Genomic DNA, 16,683 nt, shown 5'->3' on the forward strand with positions numbered 1-16,683 from the left:
GGCAGGCTGAAATCAGCGCCCGCCGGCCGCGATCAGGCTGCGGGCGCAGTCGAGGAGGGTGGCGCTCACCGGCCTCGGTGCAAAGCCAAGCACGCGCCGGGCCTTGTCGGAGGACAGCGCAAACTTGCGACCGAGCAACGGCGCCAGCGGCTTCAGCTCGGTGCTGAGCGGGGCCAGCAGTCGCACGAGCGCGGTCGGCAGCCGTCTTGTCGGCACCTTGCGGCCATTGGCGCCGAGGCCCGTTCGTAGCGTGGCGGCGATATCCTCCATCCACTGGAAGTCGCCGGCAGCGAGGAAGCGTTCGCCTGCAGCCTCCGGCGCGGTCATGGCGGTCACGTGCAGATCGGCGAGATCGCGCACGTCCACCACCCAGAAGCCGAGGCGCGGCAGGAACCGCGGCCGGCCGACGACGAGGTCGCCGATGATCTTCACCGAGCCGAGGTTTTCACTCGAAAGCACCGGGCCGAAGACGGCGCCGGGCAGCACCGTGGCGAATTCCGTTGCCTTGCCGGCCATGAACTTCCAGGCGGCGCGTTCGGCAAGGATCTTGGAGACGCGGTAGTTGTCGAATTGCGGGTCGTCGGGGTCGGCCCAGCGCGTCTCGTCGCTGGTTAGGCCCGAATCCAGCGGCGGCCGGGTGGTGGCTGCCGCCGAAGTCATCACCACACGCCGGATGCCGGCATCGACGGCGGCGGAAAGCACCCGCAGCGTGCCTTCGCGCGCCGGCGTAACATAGGCCGCGCGACCGCTGCCGGAAACGCCGCTGAGCGGCGAGGCGACGTGCAGCACATAGGTGCAGCCCGCCATCGCCTCGGCCCAGCCGTCATCGCTGGTCAGATCGGCTTTCGTGAAGGACAGGCGGTCGGTGGCGTCGCTGACGGCGGCGATGGAGCGCCTGACGGCCTCGGCCTTTGCCATATCGCGCAAGGTCGCGCGAACGTGGTAGCCGCGCTCGAGCAGGGAGACGATGCACCAGCGGGCGACGAAGCCGGTGCCGCCGGTGACGAGAACACATTCATTCATCGGTTTTCATCTTCTTTCGTTGCGTCAGTCGCCGGTCCTGCGCATGGCTGCGAAGGGTTGGCGCCGGCTGATCCGGTAGACGGAGGCGGGCGGGAAGTTTCTGATGGTGCCGCCGACGTGCCGGGCGCGAAGGCCGAGCCGGTCGAGCAGCGGCCGCGGGATCGGGCAGCGCGGACCGTAGGTGAACTGGTAGAGATGGCCCCCCGTCCGCATGTGCAGGAAGATACCGGAGAGGATTGCGATAACCTTGCGGGTGGGCATGGAAAGCAGCGGCAGGCCGCTGACGGCAGCGCCGATGCCGGCCGAAATCTCGGGACGACCATCGGCAAGCCGCGCTGCATCGATCGCAAGTATGGTGGAGGCCGGGAAACGGTCCTTGAGCACGGCGGCGAAATCCGGGCCGCTTTCGACGAGAACGAGGTCCTGCTCGCGTACGCCGCGCTCGATCAGCGCGCGGGTAAAGACGCCGGTACCAGGGCCAAGTTCGAGCACCGGGCCGTGACGAGGGTCAATCTCGCGCGTGATCAGCCGGGCAAGCGACCGGGAAGAGGGCGTGACGGAGGCGACACGCAAGGGATCTGACAGCCAGGAGCGGAAGAAATTGAGACTGTCGCTATAGGCGCAAATGCTTGTCACGTGGGGCTCCGTGGATGAAATGAAGGCTCTGCGGCACGGTGCGTTGCGGCAGCATGTCTACATCCGTATACTTCCGATTCATACGAATGTCTACATGTGTATACTAAGGGGAAGCCATGTCCGCCAAAAAGCCGTCTGCCGAAAAGCCGTCTGCGGAAAAGGACGGGCGCCGCCGCGACGCGGCCGCCACGCGCGCCGCCATTCTGGAATCCGCACGGGCCGCCTTCATCGCGTCGGGCTATGAGGGCGCCGGCGTGCGCGAAATCGCCGAAGGGGCCGGGGTGACGGCGATGCTGATCAACCGCTATTTCGGGTCGAAGGAGGGGCTCTTTGCCGAAGTGCTTTCGACCGCCAACAGGCGGCCGATCATCGCGACGCCAGAGACGCTTGCGGCACCAGATCGGGCGGCGCGCATCAGCAAGGCGCTGCTCAAGGTGACGGAATCGGAGGCGACCGCGCTCGACGGCTTCTTGATCATGCTGCGTTCGATCTCCAACGAGCGGGCGGTGGAGATCGCGCGTGCGGTGGTGGAAAGCCATCACCAGAAGAACGTGACCAAAGCCCTTTCAGGCCCCGACGCGGCCGAGCGTGCGGCGCTGTTGATGTCACTGGTCGCCGGCGTCCAGATCATGCGCCAGGTGGTGGGACTCGACGCGCTGAGTAAGGATCGCGACGCCGCACTCGAGCGCGTGCTTGGCGATCTGGTCGCGCGACTTGTCGACGAATAGGGGTCGCCTCCGCGTTTCCCTTGGGGATCGCAGGCGGTGCGCGGAGGCAGCCGTTGGGCGGTTCTATTTCGGGGCGTTCATATCGAACACGACCCAGCGAAAGAACAGGTAGATCGCGCCGAAACTGAGGAGGAGGGGAGTGAGAAAGGAAAGGTCAAGCATCTCATTGCCTTTGTTTTTAAGCTGCATCATGCAGCCAAGCTAATTTGCCACGGCAAGTGTTAATGCCGGGTGCATGCGCACGCGGCCGACCTCTAATATTGCTCTGGTATTCGGCGCTTGACCTCAACCATGCTTGAGCTCCTACAAACCTCTCCATCGGCGTTCACCCGAGCGCCGTCCCCGGCCTGAATCCGGCCCGGGGAGCCAAGGATGCGCGACAGGGAGGACGCATGACCGAGCAACTGCTTTTCCGAAACCTGATGCGGATTACGCCCGGCCATCTTGAACCGTTCTGCGAGGCTGTGCGCAGCGCGATCGCCTTCGTCGAAGCGCATGCGCCGCAGCTGATGGTGCGGACCTTCATCGACGAGAAAGGAATGCAGGCGGTGAGCATCCAGCTCTACCGCAATTCCGAGGACGTGCTCCGGCACTGGCAGATGTCGGATGCGCACATCAACGACGTCTCCGCCCACTGCACGGTAGAGCGGCTCGAGGTCTATGGCAATCCGAGCAAAGAGGTGGCTGCGGGGCTGGCATTGTTCATCAACGATGGCCGCGGTTCCATCATGTCGTCGCTTGTCGGGTTCTCGCGGTTCTAGCGACAGGGACGCGACGCGCCGGAGAGCCGGCGCGTCGCGCGCAGATCAGCCTTACGGAGCCGTTGCGGATCGTTGCCGCGAGGCCTGCCACAACGCCAGCAGTGCGACTGCGAGCAGCAGCGCGTCTGCAGTCGGCGTGGCGAACCAGATGCCGGGTTCGCCATACCTCGACGCGTAGAGTGCGACCAGCGGCATGGTGAAGAGATAGGGCTTGGCAAGCCCCAGGATCGCCGCCCGGCGCGCATCGCCGATCGCCTGGAAATAGCTGCCGAGCATGATCAGCGGCCCGGAGAAGACGTACATCGCGACCATCACCGGCATGATGCGCGCGACGTCGGCGATGACCGCATCGTTGTCGACGAAGGCCGCGCCGAGCGGCCGGGCGAAGCCGACGAGGAGTGCTTCGACGGCGAGGCAGTAGAAGAACGCCACGAGCATGCCAAGCCGCAGCATCCTTTCTGCCCGGTCCGCGAGGCCGGCGCCGACATTGTTGCCGACGATCGCCTGCATCGCCTGGCTCAGACCCAAGAGCGGCAGCAGCGCGAAGGTCATGACGCGGGTGATGATGCCGTAGGCGGCGACCGTGGTGGCATAGTTTTCGGCCGTCGTCCTCTGCAGCGCTGCCATGATCGTCACCGACACCAGCGCCATGCCGATGAAGCCGAGGCTCTGCGGGCTGCCCAGCGCAACCATCCGGCTCCATCCCGTCAGTGGATTGTGCCGGAGGAGGGCGGAGAGCCGCAGCTCCGTGCGTCCGGACAGCCGGAAGAGGGCAATCAGCACAAGCGCCAGGACCTGCGCCAGTACCGTGGCGGTGGCGGAGCCTGCTACGCCCATGTCCATGAGCGCGATCAGCACATAGTTGAGGACGAGGTTCGCGATCGAGACCAGCAGGCTGAGGCCGGCCATCAGCCCGGCACGCCCCTCGCAGCGAAGTGCATCCGATTGCACCGCCAGCAGGAATTGCACGGGCGCGCAGAAGATGATGATCGCGATGTAGCGCTCGGCCATGGCGGCGAGCGGTCCCGGGCCATTGGCAAGCGTCAGCACCAGGCGGTCACCAAAGGCGATGAACAGCACGATCAATGCTGCCGCGATCGTCAGCGCCAGCATATGGGCGCCGGCGAAGACGCCGCGGGCCTCTGCAAAGCGGCCGGCGCCGAGGTGGCGGGCAAGCAGGCTCGCCATGCCGCTGACGACGAGGGTGGCCAGCGCCACCGTGAGAATGAAGATCGGAAACACCGTGGTTACGGCGCCGACGGCTTCGGCGCCGACATAGATGCCGAGCATGATGGCATCGGCCACCGTCAACAGCCCGTTCATGCTCATGACGAAGATGATCGGCAGCGCCGTCTTCAAGAAGATCGCACCGAGCGGCGCGGTCAAATAGGCATTCGGCTTGGAGGTGTCCTTGGACATCCCGCGCTCCTGTTCTCGCATTTCGATTGGGAAGAGGAGGGGCTCGCATTGCCTGCCACACGAAATGCGTTCGGGGCGAGAGGATATCGTCAGAAGTCAGATTTCACCGAGACCGGAAGCCTGCGAGCGGCGGGGATCTGAAGCCCGGAAAGGGAGGTAGCGCCAAGCCGCACCGCCGTCAAGTCGGCACCTGATGGTCTTCGCCCGTCCGCAGACGTGCCGCTTTCTCGGGCCGGCCACGCGGTCAGACGCGTCGGTGCGCGCAACATTGTTCCGCGGCAAAGCCAGATCGCGTAACTAAAAGCCGTTGACGCCTTAGGCATTTGTGGTTATCAACTCGGCCCATGAAAAATTTTGCGGTTATTCTTGTGGTGGGACGGCGCATGGGCAGGATGGTGTAACCATCCGGCGGTAGCCACCCATGCGCTGAACGAGGCTCCTGACGGGGCCTTTTTTTATGCCTTCAAACAAGCTAAGCACCCAACTGGGAAAAGGGACGGAAGCAAGTCAATGAGCGGTACAGAAAACCAGATGACAGGCGCGGAGATCGTTCTCCAGGCACTGAAGGACAATGGCGTCGAGCATATCTTCGGCTATCCCGGTGGCGCCGTGCTTCCGATCTACGACGAAATCCACCAGCAGGACGATATCCAGCACATCCTCGTGCGCCACGAACAGGGCGCCGGCCACATGGCCGAAGGCTATGCCCGCTCCACCGGCAAGGTCGGCGTCATGCTGGTCACCTCCGGCCCAGGTGCTACCAATGCGGTGACGCCGCTGCAGGACGCGCTGATGGATTCGATCCCGCTCGTCTGCATCTCCGGCCAGGTTCCGACCTCGCTGATCGGCTCCGACGCCTTCCAGGAATGCGACACGATCGGCATCACCCGGCCTTGCACCAAGCACAACTGGCTGGTTCGCGACGTCAACGATCTCGCCCGCATCATCCATGAGGCCTTCCGCGTCGCCCAGTCCGGCCGTCCGGGTCCTGTCGTCGTCGATATCCCGAAGGACGTCCAGTTTGCGACCGGCACCTACACGCCGCCGTCCGCCGTTCCGACCCAGAAGAGCTACCAGCCGAAGAAGCAGGGCGATCTGAAGAAGATCGAGGAAGCGGTCGAACTGATGCGCAATGCGCGCCAGCCGATCATCTATTCCGGCGGCGGCGTCATCAATTCGGGACCGGAAGCCTCGCACCTGCTGCGCGAACTGGTCGAGCTGACCGGCTTCCCGATCACCTCGACGCTGATGGGCCTCGGCGCCTATCCGGCCTCCGGCAAGGCCTGGCTCGGCATGCTCGGCATGCACGGCACCTACGAGGCCAACATGGCGATGCATGACTGCGACGTCATGATCTGCATCGGCGCGCGCTTCGACGACCGCATCACCGGCCGCCTCAACGCCTTCTCGCCGAACTCCAAGAAGATCCACATCGACATCGACCCGTCGTCGATCAACAAGAACGTCCGCGTCGACGTCCCGATCCTCGGCGATGTCGGCACCGTTCTCGAAGACATGGTTCGCCTGTGGCGTGCCGCTTCCAAGTCGACCGACAAGGCACGTCTCTCGGACTGGTGGGAGATGATCACCAAGTGGCGCGCCCGCAACTCGCTCGCCTATGCGCCGAACGACGACGTCATCATGCCGCAATACGCGATCCAGCGTCTCTATGAGCTGAGCAAGGACCGCGACACCTACATCACCACGGAAGTCGGCCAGCACCAGATGTGGGCGGCGCAGTTCTTCGGCTTCGAGCAGCCGAACCGCTGGATGACCTCGGGCGGCCTCGGCACCATGGGCTACGGCTTCCCGGCGGCGATCGGCGTGCAGGTCGCACATCCGAACAGCCTCGTCGTCGACATCGCCGGTGACGCCTCGATCCAGATGTGCATCCAGGAAATGTCCTGCGCGGTCCAGTACGGCCTGCCGGTCAAGATCTTCATCCTCAACAACCAGTACATGGGCATGGTGCGCCAGTGGCAGCAGCTCTTGCACGGTAACCGCCTGTCGCATTCCTACACGGAAGCCATGCCTGACTTCGTCAAGCTGGCGGAAGCCTATGGCGGCGTCGGCATCCGTTGCGACAAGCCGAGCGAGCTCGACGCTGCGATCCGCAAGATGATCGACACGCCGGCGCCGGTTATCTTCGATTGCCGCGTTGCCAATCTCGCCAACTGCTTCCCGATGATCCCCTCGGGCAAGGCCCACAACGAGATGCTGTTGCCCGACGAAGCCACGGACGAAGCGGTCGCCAATGCGATCGACGCCAAGGGCCGTCAGCTGGTCTGAGATAGGTAGAGGAACCACGCACATGAACGCACACCTTCAACCGACCGGCTCCGCCTACTTCATCGCCAAGGAGACCGAAGTCGCCGAAACCCACACGCTTTCGGTTCTCGTCGACAACGAGCCGGGCGTCCTTGCCCGCGTCATCGGCCTGTTCTCCGGCCGCGGCTACAACATCGAAAGCCTCACGGTTTCGGAAACGGAACACGAGGCGCACCTGTCGCGCATCACCATCGTGACGCGCGGCACGCCGCACGTGCTCGACCAGATCAAGAACCAGCTGGAACGGCTGGTTCCGGTCCACCGCGTCGTCGACCTGACCGTGCGCGCCGGCTCGCTCGGCCACGACCGGCCGATCGAGCGCGAACTGGCGCTCGTCAAGGTGCACGGCTCGGGCGACCACCGGGTCGAGGCGCTGCGTCTTGCCGACGCCTTCCGCGCCTCCGTCATCGACGCCAACATCGATCACTTCGTGTTCGAGATCACCGGCAAGCCGTCGAAGATCGAGCAGTTCATCGCCATCATGAAGCCGCTCGGCCTCATCGAAGTCTGCCGCACCGGCATCGCTGCGATGAACCGTGGCCCGCAGGGCATGTGATTTTGCCGAGGTGAGGGGCTCGCGTGCATTCTTGCGCGCGAGATTTTCCGAGCGGGATTGGCCCTCGCGCTTTGTGCGGAGGCTGCCCCTCACCCCAGCCCTCTCCCCGCAGGCGGGGAGAGGGGGCGCTCGCACCGGGCGAGCCGCTTCTTTTCCTCCTTCATGACGACCGTCCATCAGAGGCACGCCTCTGCCGAAGATGCTAAGCGCTCGCCTTTCAAGGGGACCGGGCGCCCGCTGCGCGTTTCCTTCTCCCCGCTTGCGGAGAGAAGGTGGCCGGCAAGCCGGATGAGAGGTCGCCGCAGTTGCAGCCGAAACCTCTCGGCAGGCCGGATGATCGGTGCACGCGCTTGCGAGCGAAACCGCCAGACGTCACGCGCGTGGTTGACTTCGCACTGCATTTCTCGCCGAGTAATCCCGAAGAAGATCTCTCACGATCGCAGGTGCCCGATGCATTCTACCAAGATGAAGGCCTTGGTCCTTACGAGATATCGTGGTTCCGATGCCGCGGAGTTGCGCGACGTGCGGCGCCCACGCGCAGCGCGCGGCGAGGTGCTAGTCCGAGTGCATGCCGCCGGCCTCAATCCGGTAGATTACAAGACGCGGGAAGGCATGCTGAAAGTCGTCCAGCGCTATCCCTTGCCTGTGGTCATGGGCAACGAACTCTCAGGTGTCGTCGAGGAACTGGGAGAGGGCGTCACGTCGTTTGCGCCGGGCGACCGGGTGTTTGCGCGCATGCCCAAGGGCGCCATGGGCGCTCTTGCCGAATATGCCGTCGTGCCCGAACGGTTCCTGGCGAAGATGCCCGCGTCGATCGATTTCAACACGGCCGCCGGCGTGCCGCTTGCCGGCCTCACGGCCCTGCAGGCGCTGCGCGACGAGCTTCACGTGGGGCAAGGCAGCCGGATCTTCATTCCCGGTGGCGCCGGCGGCGTCGGCACCTTCGCCATTCAGCTGGCGAAATGGCTGGGCGCGGAGGTCACGACCACCGCATCGCCGCGCGGCCGTGCGTTGGTCGAGGACCTCGGCGCCGACGTGGTGATCGACTATACGAAGGAACGCTTCGAAGAGCGCCTGCGCGACATGGACGGCGCCTTCGACCTGCTCGGCGGCGACACGCTCCTGAAGTCCTTCGGTGTCGTCAAGCACGGCGGCAAGGTGGTGTCCATCGCCGGCATGCCCGAGCCGGAAACCGCACGAAAGGATCTCGGCCGCGGCCTGTTCCTGAGGGCGCTGTTCTGGTTGGCGTCCTACAAGATCCGCGCCGTCGCCCGAAAGCACGGCGTTGCCTACCGCTACCTCTTCATGCATCCGAGCGGACCCGAGCTGACCGAGCTCGCCGGCCTCATCGACGCCGGGACGGTCAGGCCGGTGATCGACCGCGTGTTTACCCTGAACGATGTCGCCGTAGCCTTCGCCTATCTGGAATCCGGCCGCGCCAAGGGCAAGGTGGTGGTGGAGATTGTGGGCGGATAACGATCATCGCTTTTCCGCGCTACTCGTAGATACTTGCCGCCTGGAGGACTTTGGCAAAGGTCCTCCAGCTTGGATTGACAGCATCCTTGTCACCGGAGTTGGCGATGTACCCGTCGATGTCGCGGACCCAGGCCTCCATCGCTTCGAGAAAGCTCTCAAGAGTTACGTTTTCCCATTCTTCGGGAGATTGCTGCAGGTGATCCCGCAGTTTTTCCACGAAACACGCGAAAACGTCCTTGGTGGTGATTTTGTCGATGTCATCGAGGGTCAAGATCTTTCCCTTCGTGCGTCGCGCCGTCCGCGTTTGATGCGCAAGCGTTTCGCCAGGCTGAGCTCTTGCTTTCAGTCTTTCTTCGCCTTGGCCTCGCTCTCCCGCTTGAGCGGACGGCTGACGGGGCAGACCTCCTGGGCAAAACCATTCAGCGTGTTGACCAGATTGTTTGTCACCAGCGTGTAGTGAACGAACTGGCCGCGCTTCTCCTTGGCAATCAGGCCGGCATTTTCCAGCACACTCAGATGCTGTGAGATAGAAGGCTTCCTCATGTTGAAGCGTTCGGCGATTTCGCCAGCCGTCAGGCTCGATGCTGAAAGATAGGCCAGGATCTTGCGTCGATGCAGCGACGACAGCGCGTTGAAGACACGCTGGACCGATCCGCCTGCGTCGCCTTCGAGCGCGTTCTGGGCCCTGTCGTCTTCCACGGTCGCCTCCTCCACAGTGCTGGCATTTGCCGCTAGATAATTAGTTTATTGCCTAATTATCATTTGGCGCGTACATGTATATTTAGCTTATTTCCTAATTACCTTCTGCGCCGGTTGTTTTCAACCGGAGCCTTCAGTGTTGCCTGGCATCGGATGACGATGTCGCTACGGGGGGTGTCATGGATGTCCAATCGACAGGGCGAATGATCGCGCAAACCGGCAGCGATCCGGTGAACGGTAAGGCTGTCTGGGCTGCGAGCAAGTCGCTGTGGATCAGCGGCATGACGGTCGTGGCGCTCGTCGGCGCACCAGCGACGTTTTCCTTGGAGGCACTTGCGGTCTTCGTCGCTCTCACGGCCCTGACGATCTGCCTCGGCCATTCGGTCGGCATGCACCGGCTGCTGATTCATCGTTCGTTCGAGGCGCCTCTCTGGCTCGAGCGCATCCTCGTCTATCTCGGGGTGCTCGTCGGCATGGCCGGGCCGTTCGGCATGATCTACGCCCATGACATCCGCGACTGGGCGCAGCGCCAGCCGGCCTGCCACGATCTCTTCGCCCATCGCCGGCCGTTCTTTCAGGATGCCTTCTGGCAGATGCACTGCGTGCTGGCGCTCGATCATCCACCGCGCTTCGTCATCGAAGATCGCGTCGCGCAAGATCGGTTCTATCGCTTCCTTGAGGCGACCTGGATGCTGCAGCAGGCGCCGCTGGCGCTGTTGCTGTTCGTCTTTGGCGGCATTTCCTGGGTGGTCTGGGGCGTGGCGGTGCGTGTCTCGGTGTCGCTGACCGGGCATTGGCTGGTCGGTCATTTCGCTCATCGCGATGGCGAGCAGGGCTGGCGCGTCGATGGCGTCGCGGTGCAGGGCTACAACCTGCCGCGTTTCGGCCTGGTGACCTTCGGCGAAAGCTATCACGGCAACCACCATGCCTTTCCCGAATCCGCCCGGCTCGGCATCGAGCCCGGACAGGTTGATCTCGGCTGGTGGTTCATCCGCCTGCTTGCACGCCTTGGCCTGGCCTCGACGATCAAGCTGCCGTCCAATACGCAACGCCGCGCCGGCCTCGTGCGCGTCGCTCCGGCGAGCGTTCACGGCGCCAGAACGGACAGTGCCCCTAACCCTCTCCCCGCAGGCGGGGAGAGGGGACGAAGTTGCCGCTGAGATATACGCCAGCCTTCCAGGCATGGGGCGGCCGTCAACGGTGTTCGATGGAACGTGCGAGTGCAGCGAATCTTTCTCCCCGCCGGCCGGCAGGATCGGCTTCCTCACGGCGGGCGGCCTTGTCCGCGGGCAGAGCCCTCAGATCATCTCCAGAGACCGCTTGCGCTTCGGTGGCGGGAAGGCGTGGTCTAGAGCCGCGAGGTCTTCGGCGGTCAGGTGGATGTCCATCGCGTCGCGGTTTTCGCGGAGGCGGTCGGCCGAGCCGGTCTTGGGGATCGAGATCACGCCGGGGCGGGTCTTGAGGAAGGCAAGGGCGATCTGGGATGGCGTCGCCTGGTGCGCCTTGGCGATGTGGATGAGATCGGGGTTGCGCAGCAGCCGGCCTTCGTCGAGCGGCGAATAGGCCATGATGGCGATGCCTTGGCTCTGGCACCAGGGCAAAAGGTCGAACTCTATGCCGCGGCGCGAGAGGTTGTAGAGCACCTGGTTGACGGCAACGTTCTTTCCGTCCGGTACGCCGAGCAGTTCCTCCATGTCGTCGACGTCGAAGTTCGAGACGCCCCAAGCGCCGATCTTGCCTGATTTCTTCAGCGCCTCGAAGGCGGCAACCGTTTCCGCCAACGGATAGCCGCCGCGCCAGTGCAGGAGGTAGAGATCGATATGGTCGAGACCGAGATGTTTCAGGCTGCGCTCGCAGGCGGCCTCGGTGCCGAGGCGGCTGGCGTTGGACGGCAGCACCTTGCTCACGATGAAGGCCTCGTCGCGGCGGCCGCGCACCGCTTCGCCGACCACGCGTTCCGAGGCGCCGTTGCCATACATTTCGGCCGTGTCGATCAGCGTCAGGCCGAGATCGAGGCCGAGTTGCAGGCTCTTCACCTCATCGGCCTTGCGCGCTGCGCTGTCGCCCATGCGCCAGGTGCCCTGGCCGAGAACCGGGATCGAGCGGCCGTCGGGAAGTGTCGTCGTCGGGATCGGATCGTGCATGCTGTTCTCCTCGCGGCCGCCCGCACCCTTCACGATGCGCCAAGGTCATGTAGCACTTTGACGTGCACCAAGTTTCTATCCCTAAAAACGGAAACGCTTTCAGGAAACAGGCGGGTAGCGGGCAATCTAGCGCATCCCGCCGGTCTTTCGAGCCTTCATCCGGAAGGTCGCCCGCGCTCCTTTTCCATGCGCTGCAGGATCTCGACGAAGGCACGCACGCGCGCCGGGCGGAAATGGGAGGGCGGGTAGACGACATGGATGCCGCCCGAGGGCAGCGACCAATCGGCGACCAAACGCACCAGCCGGCCATCGGCGATGTCGGTTCGCACCTGATAGTCCGGCAGCACGGCAAGCCCGATGCCGGCGACAGCGCAGCAATGGGCGGAATCGGTGCTGTCGGCGGTGACAAGCGCCTTGCCTATGATCGCCGTCGCGGTGCCCGCTGCATCCGTGAAGGTCCATTCGAGCGGTGCCTTCAACGCGCCATTGGCGATCCAGTCTGCCTCCATCAATTGATCGGGATGCGTGATGGCGCCGAGCTTGGCGGCATAGGCGGGTGCCGCGACGAGGTGCTGCTGAAAGGTGCCGATGCGTTTTGCCCGCTCGCTGGAGTCGACCAGCCAGCCGGCGCGGATGGCGAGGTCGAGGCGCTTCTCGATCATGTCGAGAACGGTATCGCCGAAGCTCAGCTCCACGCGCATGTCGGGATAGGCCGCGAGATAGGCCGCGACGGCGTTGGTCACGACCTTGGCGCCATAGTCGAGCGGCGCCGTCAGCGTCAGCGTGCCGCTCGGGATCTCGGTTTCGGCCGAGACCGCGCCGACGGCCTCGCCGGCATCGCGCAGGATCAGCGCGCAGCGCTCGTAGAAGCGCTGGCCGGTGGCGGTCGGGCTCAGTCGCCGGGTGGTGCGCACGAGCAGGGTGGTGCCAAGCTCCTTTTCGAGCTGGGCGACCTGATGGCTGACGGCGGCCTTGGCAAGGCCCAACCGTTCGGCGGCGGCCGTAAACGAGCCGCATTCGACCACGGCAACGAAATGCGAGAGTCGGTTTAAGTTTACAGTCATTCGAAATTCTTCGTGATTGTCTGAAGTCCTCAGACAGTCTGTTCGGACGGTCGGGCTTTTTCAAGAGTGCCCGTGCCGTCATCCTGCCGGGCACGACAAAAGCCCAAGGAGACCCCATGCAGATCCAGTTGACCCGGCGGACCGCACTCAAGACGGCGGCGGCGGCCGGCGCCGCCATCCTCATCCAGCCGATCGGTGGCCGCCTTGCCAATGCGGCCGCGGCGCTCGAATGGCGCTATTTTCAGGCGGATGATGCCGGCTTCAACCGCACACCGGTGCTGTTGACCGGAAAGACCGAGGCGATCCTGATCGATGGCGGCTTCACGTTTTCCGACGGCCGGGCGGTGGTCGAGGCGATCAAGGCAACGGGCAAGCGGCTGACGACCATCTATGTCAGCTGCAACGACCCGGATTTCTATTTCAGCCTCAAGCCGATCGTCGAGGCCTTTCCGGATGCGAAGGTCATCGCCGCTTCGGCAACCGTCGAGGCGATCAAGGCCAATGTTGAAGGCAAGCTTGAAACCTGGGGGCCGCAGTTGAAGGACAATGGCCCGCAGACGCTCGCCGACGTGGTGATGCCGACGCCCGACGCCCGCAGGTCGCTGACGCTCGAAGGCAGCACGATCGAGATCGTGACGATCGAGGGGATGAAGGACCGACGCTATCTCTTCGTGCCAGAGCTGCAGGCGATTTTCGGCGGCGTGCTCGTTTATTCCGGCTCGCATGTCTGGGTGGCCGACGAGGCGACGGCGGAGGGGCGGCAGAAATGGATCGAGGCGCTCGATGCCATGGCGGCGCGCAAGCCCGCGATCGTCGTGCCGGCGCACAAGAGCGCGGGCGGGCCGGAGGGCGTCGAGGCCATCCGCTTTACCCGTGATTATCTCGCAGCCTTCAACGAGGCGGCCGCCGCCGCCAAGGACAGCGGCGAGCTGATCGCAGCGATGACAAAGCGCTATCCGGATCTGCCCGGCGTCTCCACGCTCGAACTCGGCGCCAAGGTCGCCAAGGGCGAGATGAAGTGGGGCTGAGCCAGGCGCTCGGCCTGGCCGGGCAGTTTGGTTTTGCTGGTTGCTGCCGCGAGGTCCCTTGAGGAACGCCGCGCTCACATCTTCGTCCGCGTGAAGGGGATGTGAGCGCCGGTTCCTTGGAGCCCGAGGACCCCGTGCCGGTCGGGTGTCCATAACAGGACGGACGGCTCTCGATAGGGCGATATCCGGCGGTCGGGCGATGCGCGAATGCGGTTGCCGCTACAACAGCCACTCCGAGCGTGCCGGGCCACCACCAGCAATTGTCACCATGACAAGTTCGCGGCTGGCACCGGTGATTAGGTCAGTTATGCTGACCCAATTGTACCGGGAGGGAACCCATGCAGGCCGATACGCTGCTGGCGCTGTTTTTGTTCGCATTCACCACCTCGATCACGCCGGGGCCGAACAACATGATGCTGTTCGCGTCGGGCGTGAATTTCGGTTTCGTGCGCACCATTCCGCATATGCTGGGCATCGGCGCCGGCTTCTTCCTGCTGCTGATCGCCGTCGGTTTCGGCCTCGGTGCGCTGCTCCATTCCGTGCCGGTCGTCTACACGGCGCTGAAATTTGCCGGCGGTGCCTATCTCATCTGGATCGCCTGGAAGATCGGCACCTCGCGTTCGCTGTCCGAAGGCAAGGCCAGCGCACATCCGATGACCTTCATCGGGGCTGCCGCCTTCCAATGGGTCAATCCCAAGGCGTGGGTCATGGCGGTGTCGGCGATGGCTACCTATACCAGCAGCGAAAGCTACCTCTTCAGCGTGCTCGTCGTCGGCGTCGTCTTTGCGGTGGTCAACGTGCCGAGCGTTTCCACCTGGGCGGGCTTCGGCTCGGCGCTGCGCCAATGGCTCTCGGAACCGTCGCGGCTGAAATGGTTCAACATCACCATGGCGGTGCTTCTCGTCGTCAGCCTCTGGCCGATGCTAAAATAGTGCGAATTGCGGCTTCACCAGCATCAGCCAGAAGATGCCGGTGACGGCAAAGAAGGCTGGGAAGCCGCAGGCAAACCAGACGGCATAGAGCCGGTCGAATTCCGGTGGCAACGGCGCACCGTTGGCCGTTGCAAGCCGGGCGAGATCGCGCAGCCGCAACTGGATCCAAACGACCGGCAGCCAGAAGAGGCCGGTGACGACATAGAGGGCCAGCGACAGTGCGATCCATCCTTCCGTCAGCGACCAGCCGATACTCGTCGCCAGCAGGTAACCGGTGATTGGCTGGAGCAGCACCGCTGTCGCGGTGAAGACCGTGTCGGCGACGACCACCGTTCCGGCGACGTGCGCGATCAGCCGGGCATCGCGCGTGCGCCTGGCCATCAGCATGAAGAATGCGATACCAGCGCCGGTGCCGAAGAGCACCGCGGCACCGATCACATGGGCAAGGCGCAGCAGATCTTCGAGCGGCATCAGCGTTCATCCAGTATGGCCAGCGTCGCCAGCGTGAGAAGCAGCGAGGGCAGCACCTTGACGAGCGGCCCGAGCGGATCCGCCCAGAGTTCGGGTTCGACGAGGGTGGCGGAGGCGAGATAGGCGACCGACAGTGCGAGCATGCCGAAGAGCGCGCGCCTTGCCCACGGGCGCAACAGCACGGCGACGCCGAGCGCAATGTCGGCAAAGCAGGTGGCAAGCGTCAGTGCCGTTGCCGGGCCATGGTCAACAAACCGAAGGAAATGTTGCCGGGCCGCGTCGAGGTCGAACAGCGGGATCGCGCCCGAGAGCAGCCAGAAGAGTGACAACCCGACGATCACCAGCGGCTTCAACAGATAGAGGCGGGCAAACCAGAGGTCCTGTACGCCGGATGGCGCAGCCGAAAGGCTTTGGCGCACGGAAAGGAACGGGACCGCAGCGCGGGCGCCATCCTGGGCCGAAACACCGCCGGCCATGACCGACAGAGCGGTCGAGCGCAGGGGTGAGCGCCAGCCGAGCCGCCCGGCGAGGTCTGCAAGGAGGCCGACAGGCGCGGCAAGTGCCGGCGGCAGCCTGACGGTCCTTGCCACCGGAAGGCCTAGCCATTGCCGGTGCAGCGCCACGAGTTCGGCGAGCGTCGGCGGTTCCTTGTGGCCGAGCACGACGTCGCAGCCTTCGGGCATCAGGCCGGCGACGGCGGCGCTGACGGCCTCGGCCACGTCGCTCAGGGCCACGGTCTCGACGCGGGCATCCGCATGGACGAGCGGCGTGACGAAGGGCAGGGCTGCGAGTGCGCGCAGAAGCGCTGAGCCGCCATGGGCGTTGCGGCCGAGCACCAGGGCCGGCCGCAGGATGACATGCGCCACGTCGCTTGCCGCCAGCGCCTCGTCGGCGCGGAACTTGGTGGCGAGGAAGGCGCTGTCGCTGCCGGCACCGCCACGCGGTGCGGAAATCTGGACGATGCGGATGGGAGACGCCTTGGCTGCCGCATAGAGCGCCAGCATCGCTGTCTCCTGCGTCGCGGCCACTTCATCGGCAAGGCCATCCTGCAGCGCGCCCGCGCAATTGACGATGACGTCATGGCTCTCGATGAGCGGCTTCCAGTCGCTGGCGTCGCGCATGCGCGCAAGATCGGCCGCAAGCCATTGGGTCTCCGGCCGCTTCAACCGGGAGCGGGCGACATTGCGGCCAAGCCCGGTCACTGCGTGTCCGTCGCTTGCCAGTCTATCGAGGAGGGCCGAGCCGATGAAGCCGGTAGCGCCGAGAATCAGAACCTTCATGCCGTTATCTTACAGGGCAGCCGGTTAAGAGGGCGGGCAAAGATCGATTGCCTTTGCTGGCATATTGCCATGCGGGCCCGCGCTTCTTCGGTCACCGCGCGTGAAGCGCGCGCTGTGGGCGCAGCCAAGTCTGGTTGC

17 protein-coding genes are annotated in these 16,683 nt (G+C 64.5%); 8 read left to right on the top strand and 9 right to left on the bottom strand.

Annotated features, from left to right (window positions below):
• Nucleotides 1-12: 12 nt before the first annotated feature.
• Both M2267_RS06515 and M2267_RS06520 read right to left on the bottom strand, forming a co-directional pair.
• Nucleotides 13-1,023 carry an NAD-dependent epimerase/dehydratase family protein gene (locus M2267_RS06515; RefSeq protein ID WP_429113339.1) on the bottom strand — a complete coding sequence of 337 codons (1,011 nt, stop codon included), beginning with the start codon at nucleotides 1,021-1,023 and terminating at the stop codon, nucleotides 13-15.
• Nucleotides 1,024-1,047: 24 nt separating this feature from the next.
• The gene (locus M2267_RS06520; protein ID WP_429113340.1) at nucleotides 1,048-1,659 is read right to left on the bottom strand and encodes a class I SAM-dependent methyltransferase; all 612 of its coding nucleotides are present in this window, start codon (nucleotides 1,657-1,659) and stop codon (nucleotides 1,048-1,050) included.
• A 116-nt stretch (nucleotides 1,660-1,775) separates the two neighbouring features.
• Between M2267_RS06520 and M2267_RS06525 the strand changes: the two genes are divergently transcribed.
• Complete coding sequence (locus M2267_RS06525) at nucleotides 1,776-2,387, top strand: TetR/AcrR family transcriptional regulator (RefSeq protein WP_429113342.1); 612 nt, start codon at nucleotides 1,776-1,778, stop codon at nucleotides 2,385-2,387.
• A gap of 392 nt (nucleotides 2,388-2,779) precedes the next feature.
• The gene (locus tag M2267_RS06530; protein ID WP_429113343.1) at nucleotides 2,780-3,148 is read left to right on the top strand and encodes a hypothetical protein; all 369 of its coding nucleotides are present in this window, start codon (nucleotides 2,780-2,782) and stop codon (nucleotides 3,146-3,148) included.
• 51 nt (nucleotides 3,149-3,199) lie between these two features.
• Here M2267_RS06530 and M2267_RS06535 read toward each other — a convergent pair whose 3' ends face one another.
• Nucleotides 3,200-4,567: an MATE family efflux transporter gene (locus M2267_RS06535; protein WP_429113345.1), complete on the bottom strand. Its 1,368-nt coding sequence runs from the start codon at nucleotides 4,565-4,567 to the stop codon at nucleotides 3,200-3,202.
• Nucleotides 4,568-5,077: 510 nt separating this feature from the next.
• Between M2267_RS06535 and M2267_RS06540 the strand changes: the two genes are divergently transcribed.
• The 3 genes from M2267_RS06540 to M2267_RS06550 all read left to right on the top strand — a co-directional run bounded on the left by M2267_RS06540 (nucleotide 5,078) and on the right by M2267_RS06550 (nucleotide 8,927).
• The gene (locus tag M2267_RS06540; protein WP_034792684.1) at nucleotides 5,078-6,856 is read left to right on the top strand and encodes an acetolactate synthase 3 large subunit; all 1,779 of its coding nucleotides are present in this window, start codon (nucleotides 5,078-5,080) and stop codon (nucleotides 6,854-6,856) included.
• A 22-nt stretch (nucleotides 6,857-6,878) separates the two neighbouring features.
• On the top strand, nucleotides 6,879-7,451 hold the full coding sequence (ilvN, locus tag M2267_RS06545) for an acetolactate synthase small subunit (protein ID WP_402318948.1): 573 nt from the start codon (nucleotides 6,879-6,881) through the stop codon (nucleotides 7,449-7,451).
• A gap of 522 nt (nucleotides 7,452-7,973) precedes the next feature.
• Complete coding sequence (locus M2267_RS06550) at nucleotides 7,974-8,927, top strand: NADP-dependent oxidoreductase (RefSeq protein ID WP_429113348.1); 954 nt, start codon at nucleotides 7,974-7,976, stop codon at nucleotides 8,925-8,927.
• Between the two features lie 19 nt (nucleotides 8,928-8,946).
• Here the strand turns inward: M2267_RS06550 and M2267_RS06555 are convergent, their stop codons facing one another.
• Complete coding sequence (locus M2267_RS06555) at nucleotides 8,947-9,198, bottom strand: DUF7660 family protein (RefSeq protein ID WP_429113349.1); 252 nt, start codon at nucleotides 9,196-9,198, stop codon at nucleotides 8,947-8,949.
• Nucleotides 9,199-9,269: 71 nt separating this feature from the next.
• On the bottom strand, nucleotides 9,270-9,626 hold the full coding sequence (locus tag M2267_RS06560) for a metalloregulator ArsR/SmtB family transcription factor (protein WP_429113351.1): 357 nt from the start codon (nucleotides 9,624-9,626) through the stop codon (nucleotides 9,270-9,272).
• A gap of 203 nt (nucleotides 9,627-9,829) precedes the next feature.
• Here M2267_RS06560 and M2267_RS06565 point away from each other — a divergent pair, with 203 nt between their 5' ends.
• On the top strand, nucleotides 9,830-10,786 hold the full coding sequence (locus M2267_RS06565) for an acyl-CoA desaturase (RefSeq protein ID WP_429113353.1): 957 nt from the start codon (nucleotides 9,830-9,832) through the stop codon (nucleotides 10,784-10,786).
• Between the two features lie 138 nt (nucleotides 10,787-10,924).
• Here M2267_RS06565 and M2267_RS06570 read toward each other — a convergent pair whose 3' ends face one another.
• Entirely contained in the window at nucleotides 10,925-11,770 is an 846-nt protein-coding gene (locus tag M2267_RS06570; RefSeq protein ID WP_429113355.1) for an aldo/keto reductase, read from the bottom strand.
• Between the two features lie 155 nt (nucleotides 11,771-11,925).
• The gene (locus M2267_RS06575; protein WP_429113356.1) at nucleotides 11,926-12,834 is read right to left on the bottom strand and encodes a LysR family transcriptional regulator; all 909 of its coding nucleotides are present in this window, start codon (nucleotides 12,832-12,834) and stop codon (nucleotides 11,926-11,928) included.
• A 116-nt stretch (nucleotides 12,835-12,950) separates the two neighbouring features.
• On the opposite strand from M2267_RS06575, the gene M2267_RS06580 reads away from it, so the two are divergent.
• Together M2267_RS06580 and M2267_RS06585 are read left to right on the top strand one after the other, a co-directional pair.
• Nucleotides 12,951-13,862, top strand: coding sequence for an MBL fold metallo-hydrolase (locus tag M2267_RS06580; RefSeq protein ID WP_429113357.1), 912 nt, complete (start codon nucleotides 12,951-12,953; stop codon nucleotides 13,860-13,862).
• Nucleotides 13,863-14,200: 338 nt separating this feature from the next.
• On the top strand, nucleotides 14,201-14,794 hold the full coding sequence (locus M2267_RS06585) for a LysE family translocator (RefSeq protein ID WP_429113359.1): 594 nt from the start codon (nucleotides 14,201-14,203) through the stop codon (nucleotides 14,792-14,794).
• Here M2267_RS06585 and M2267_RS06590 read toward each other — a convergent pair.
• Complete coding sequence (locus M2267_RS06590; RefSeq protein WP_429113360.1) at nucleotides 14,786-15,265, bottom strand: DUF2269 family protein; 480 nt, start codon at nucleotides 15,263-15,265, stop codon at nucleotides 14,786-14,788. The two genes, M2267_RS06585 and M2267_RS06590, sit on opposite strands and share 9 nt — an antisense overlap.
• Nucleotides 15,265-16,545, bottom strand: coding sequence for an SDR family oxidoreductase (locus M2267_RS06595; RefSeq protein ID WP_429113363.1), 1,281 nt, complete (start codon nucleotides 16,543-16,545; stop codon nucleotides 15,265-15,267). The genes M2267_RS06590 and M2267_RS06595 overlap by 1 nt, the downstream gene beginning before the upstream one ends.
• Between the last annotated feature and the right edge of the window lie 138 nt (nucleotides 16,546-16,683).

Origin of the sequence: Ensifer sp. KUDG1 (genome assembly GCF_050434285.1) — a bacterium.
Classification (GTDB): domain Bacteria; phylum Pseudomonadota; class Alphaproteobacteria; order Rhizobiales; family Rhizobiaceae; genus Ensifer.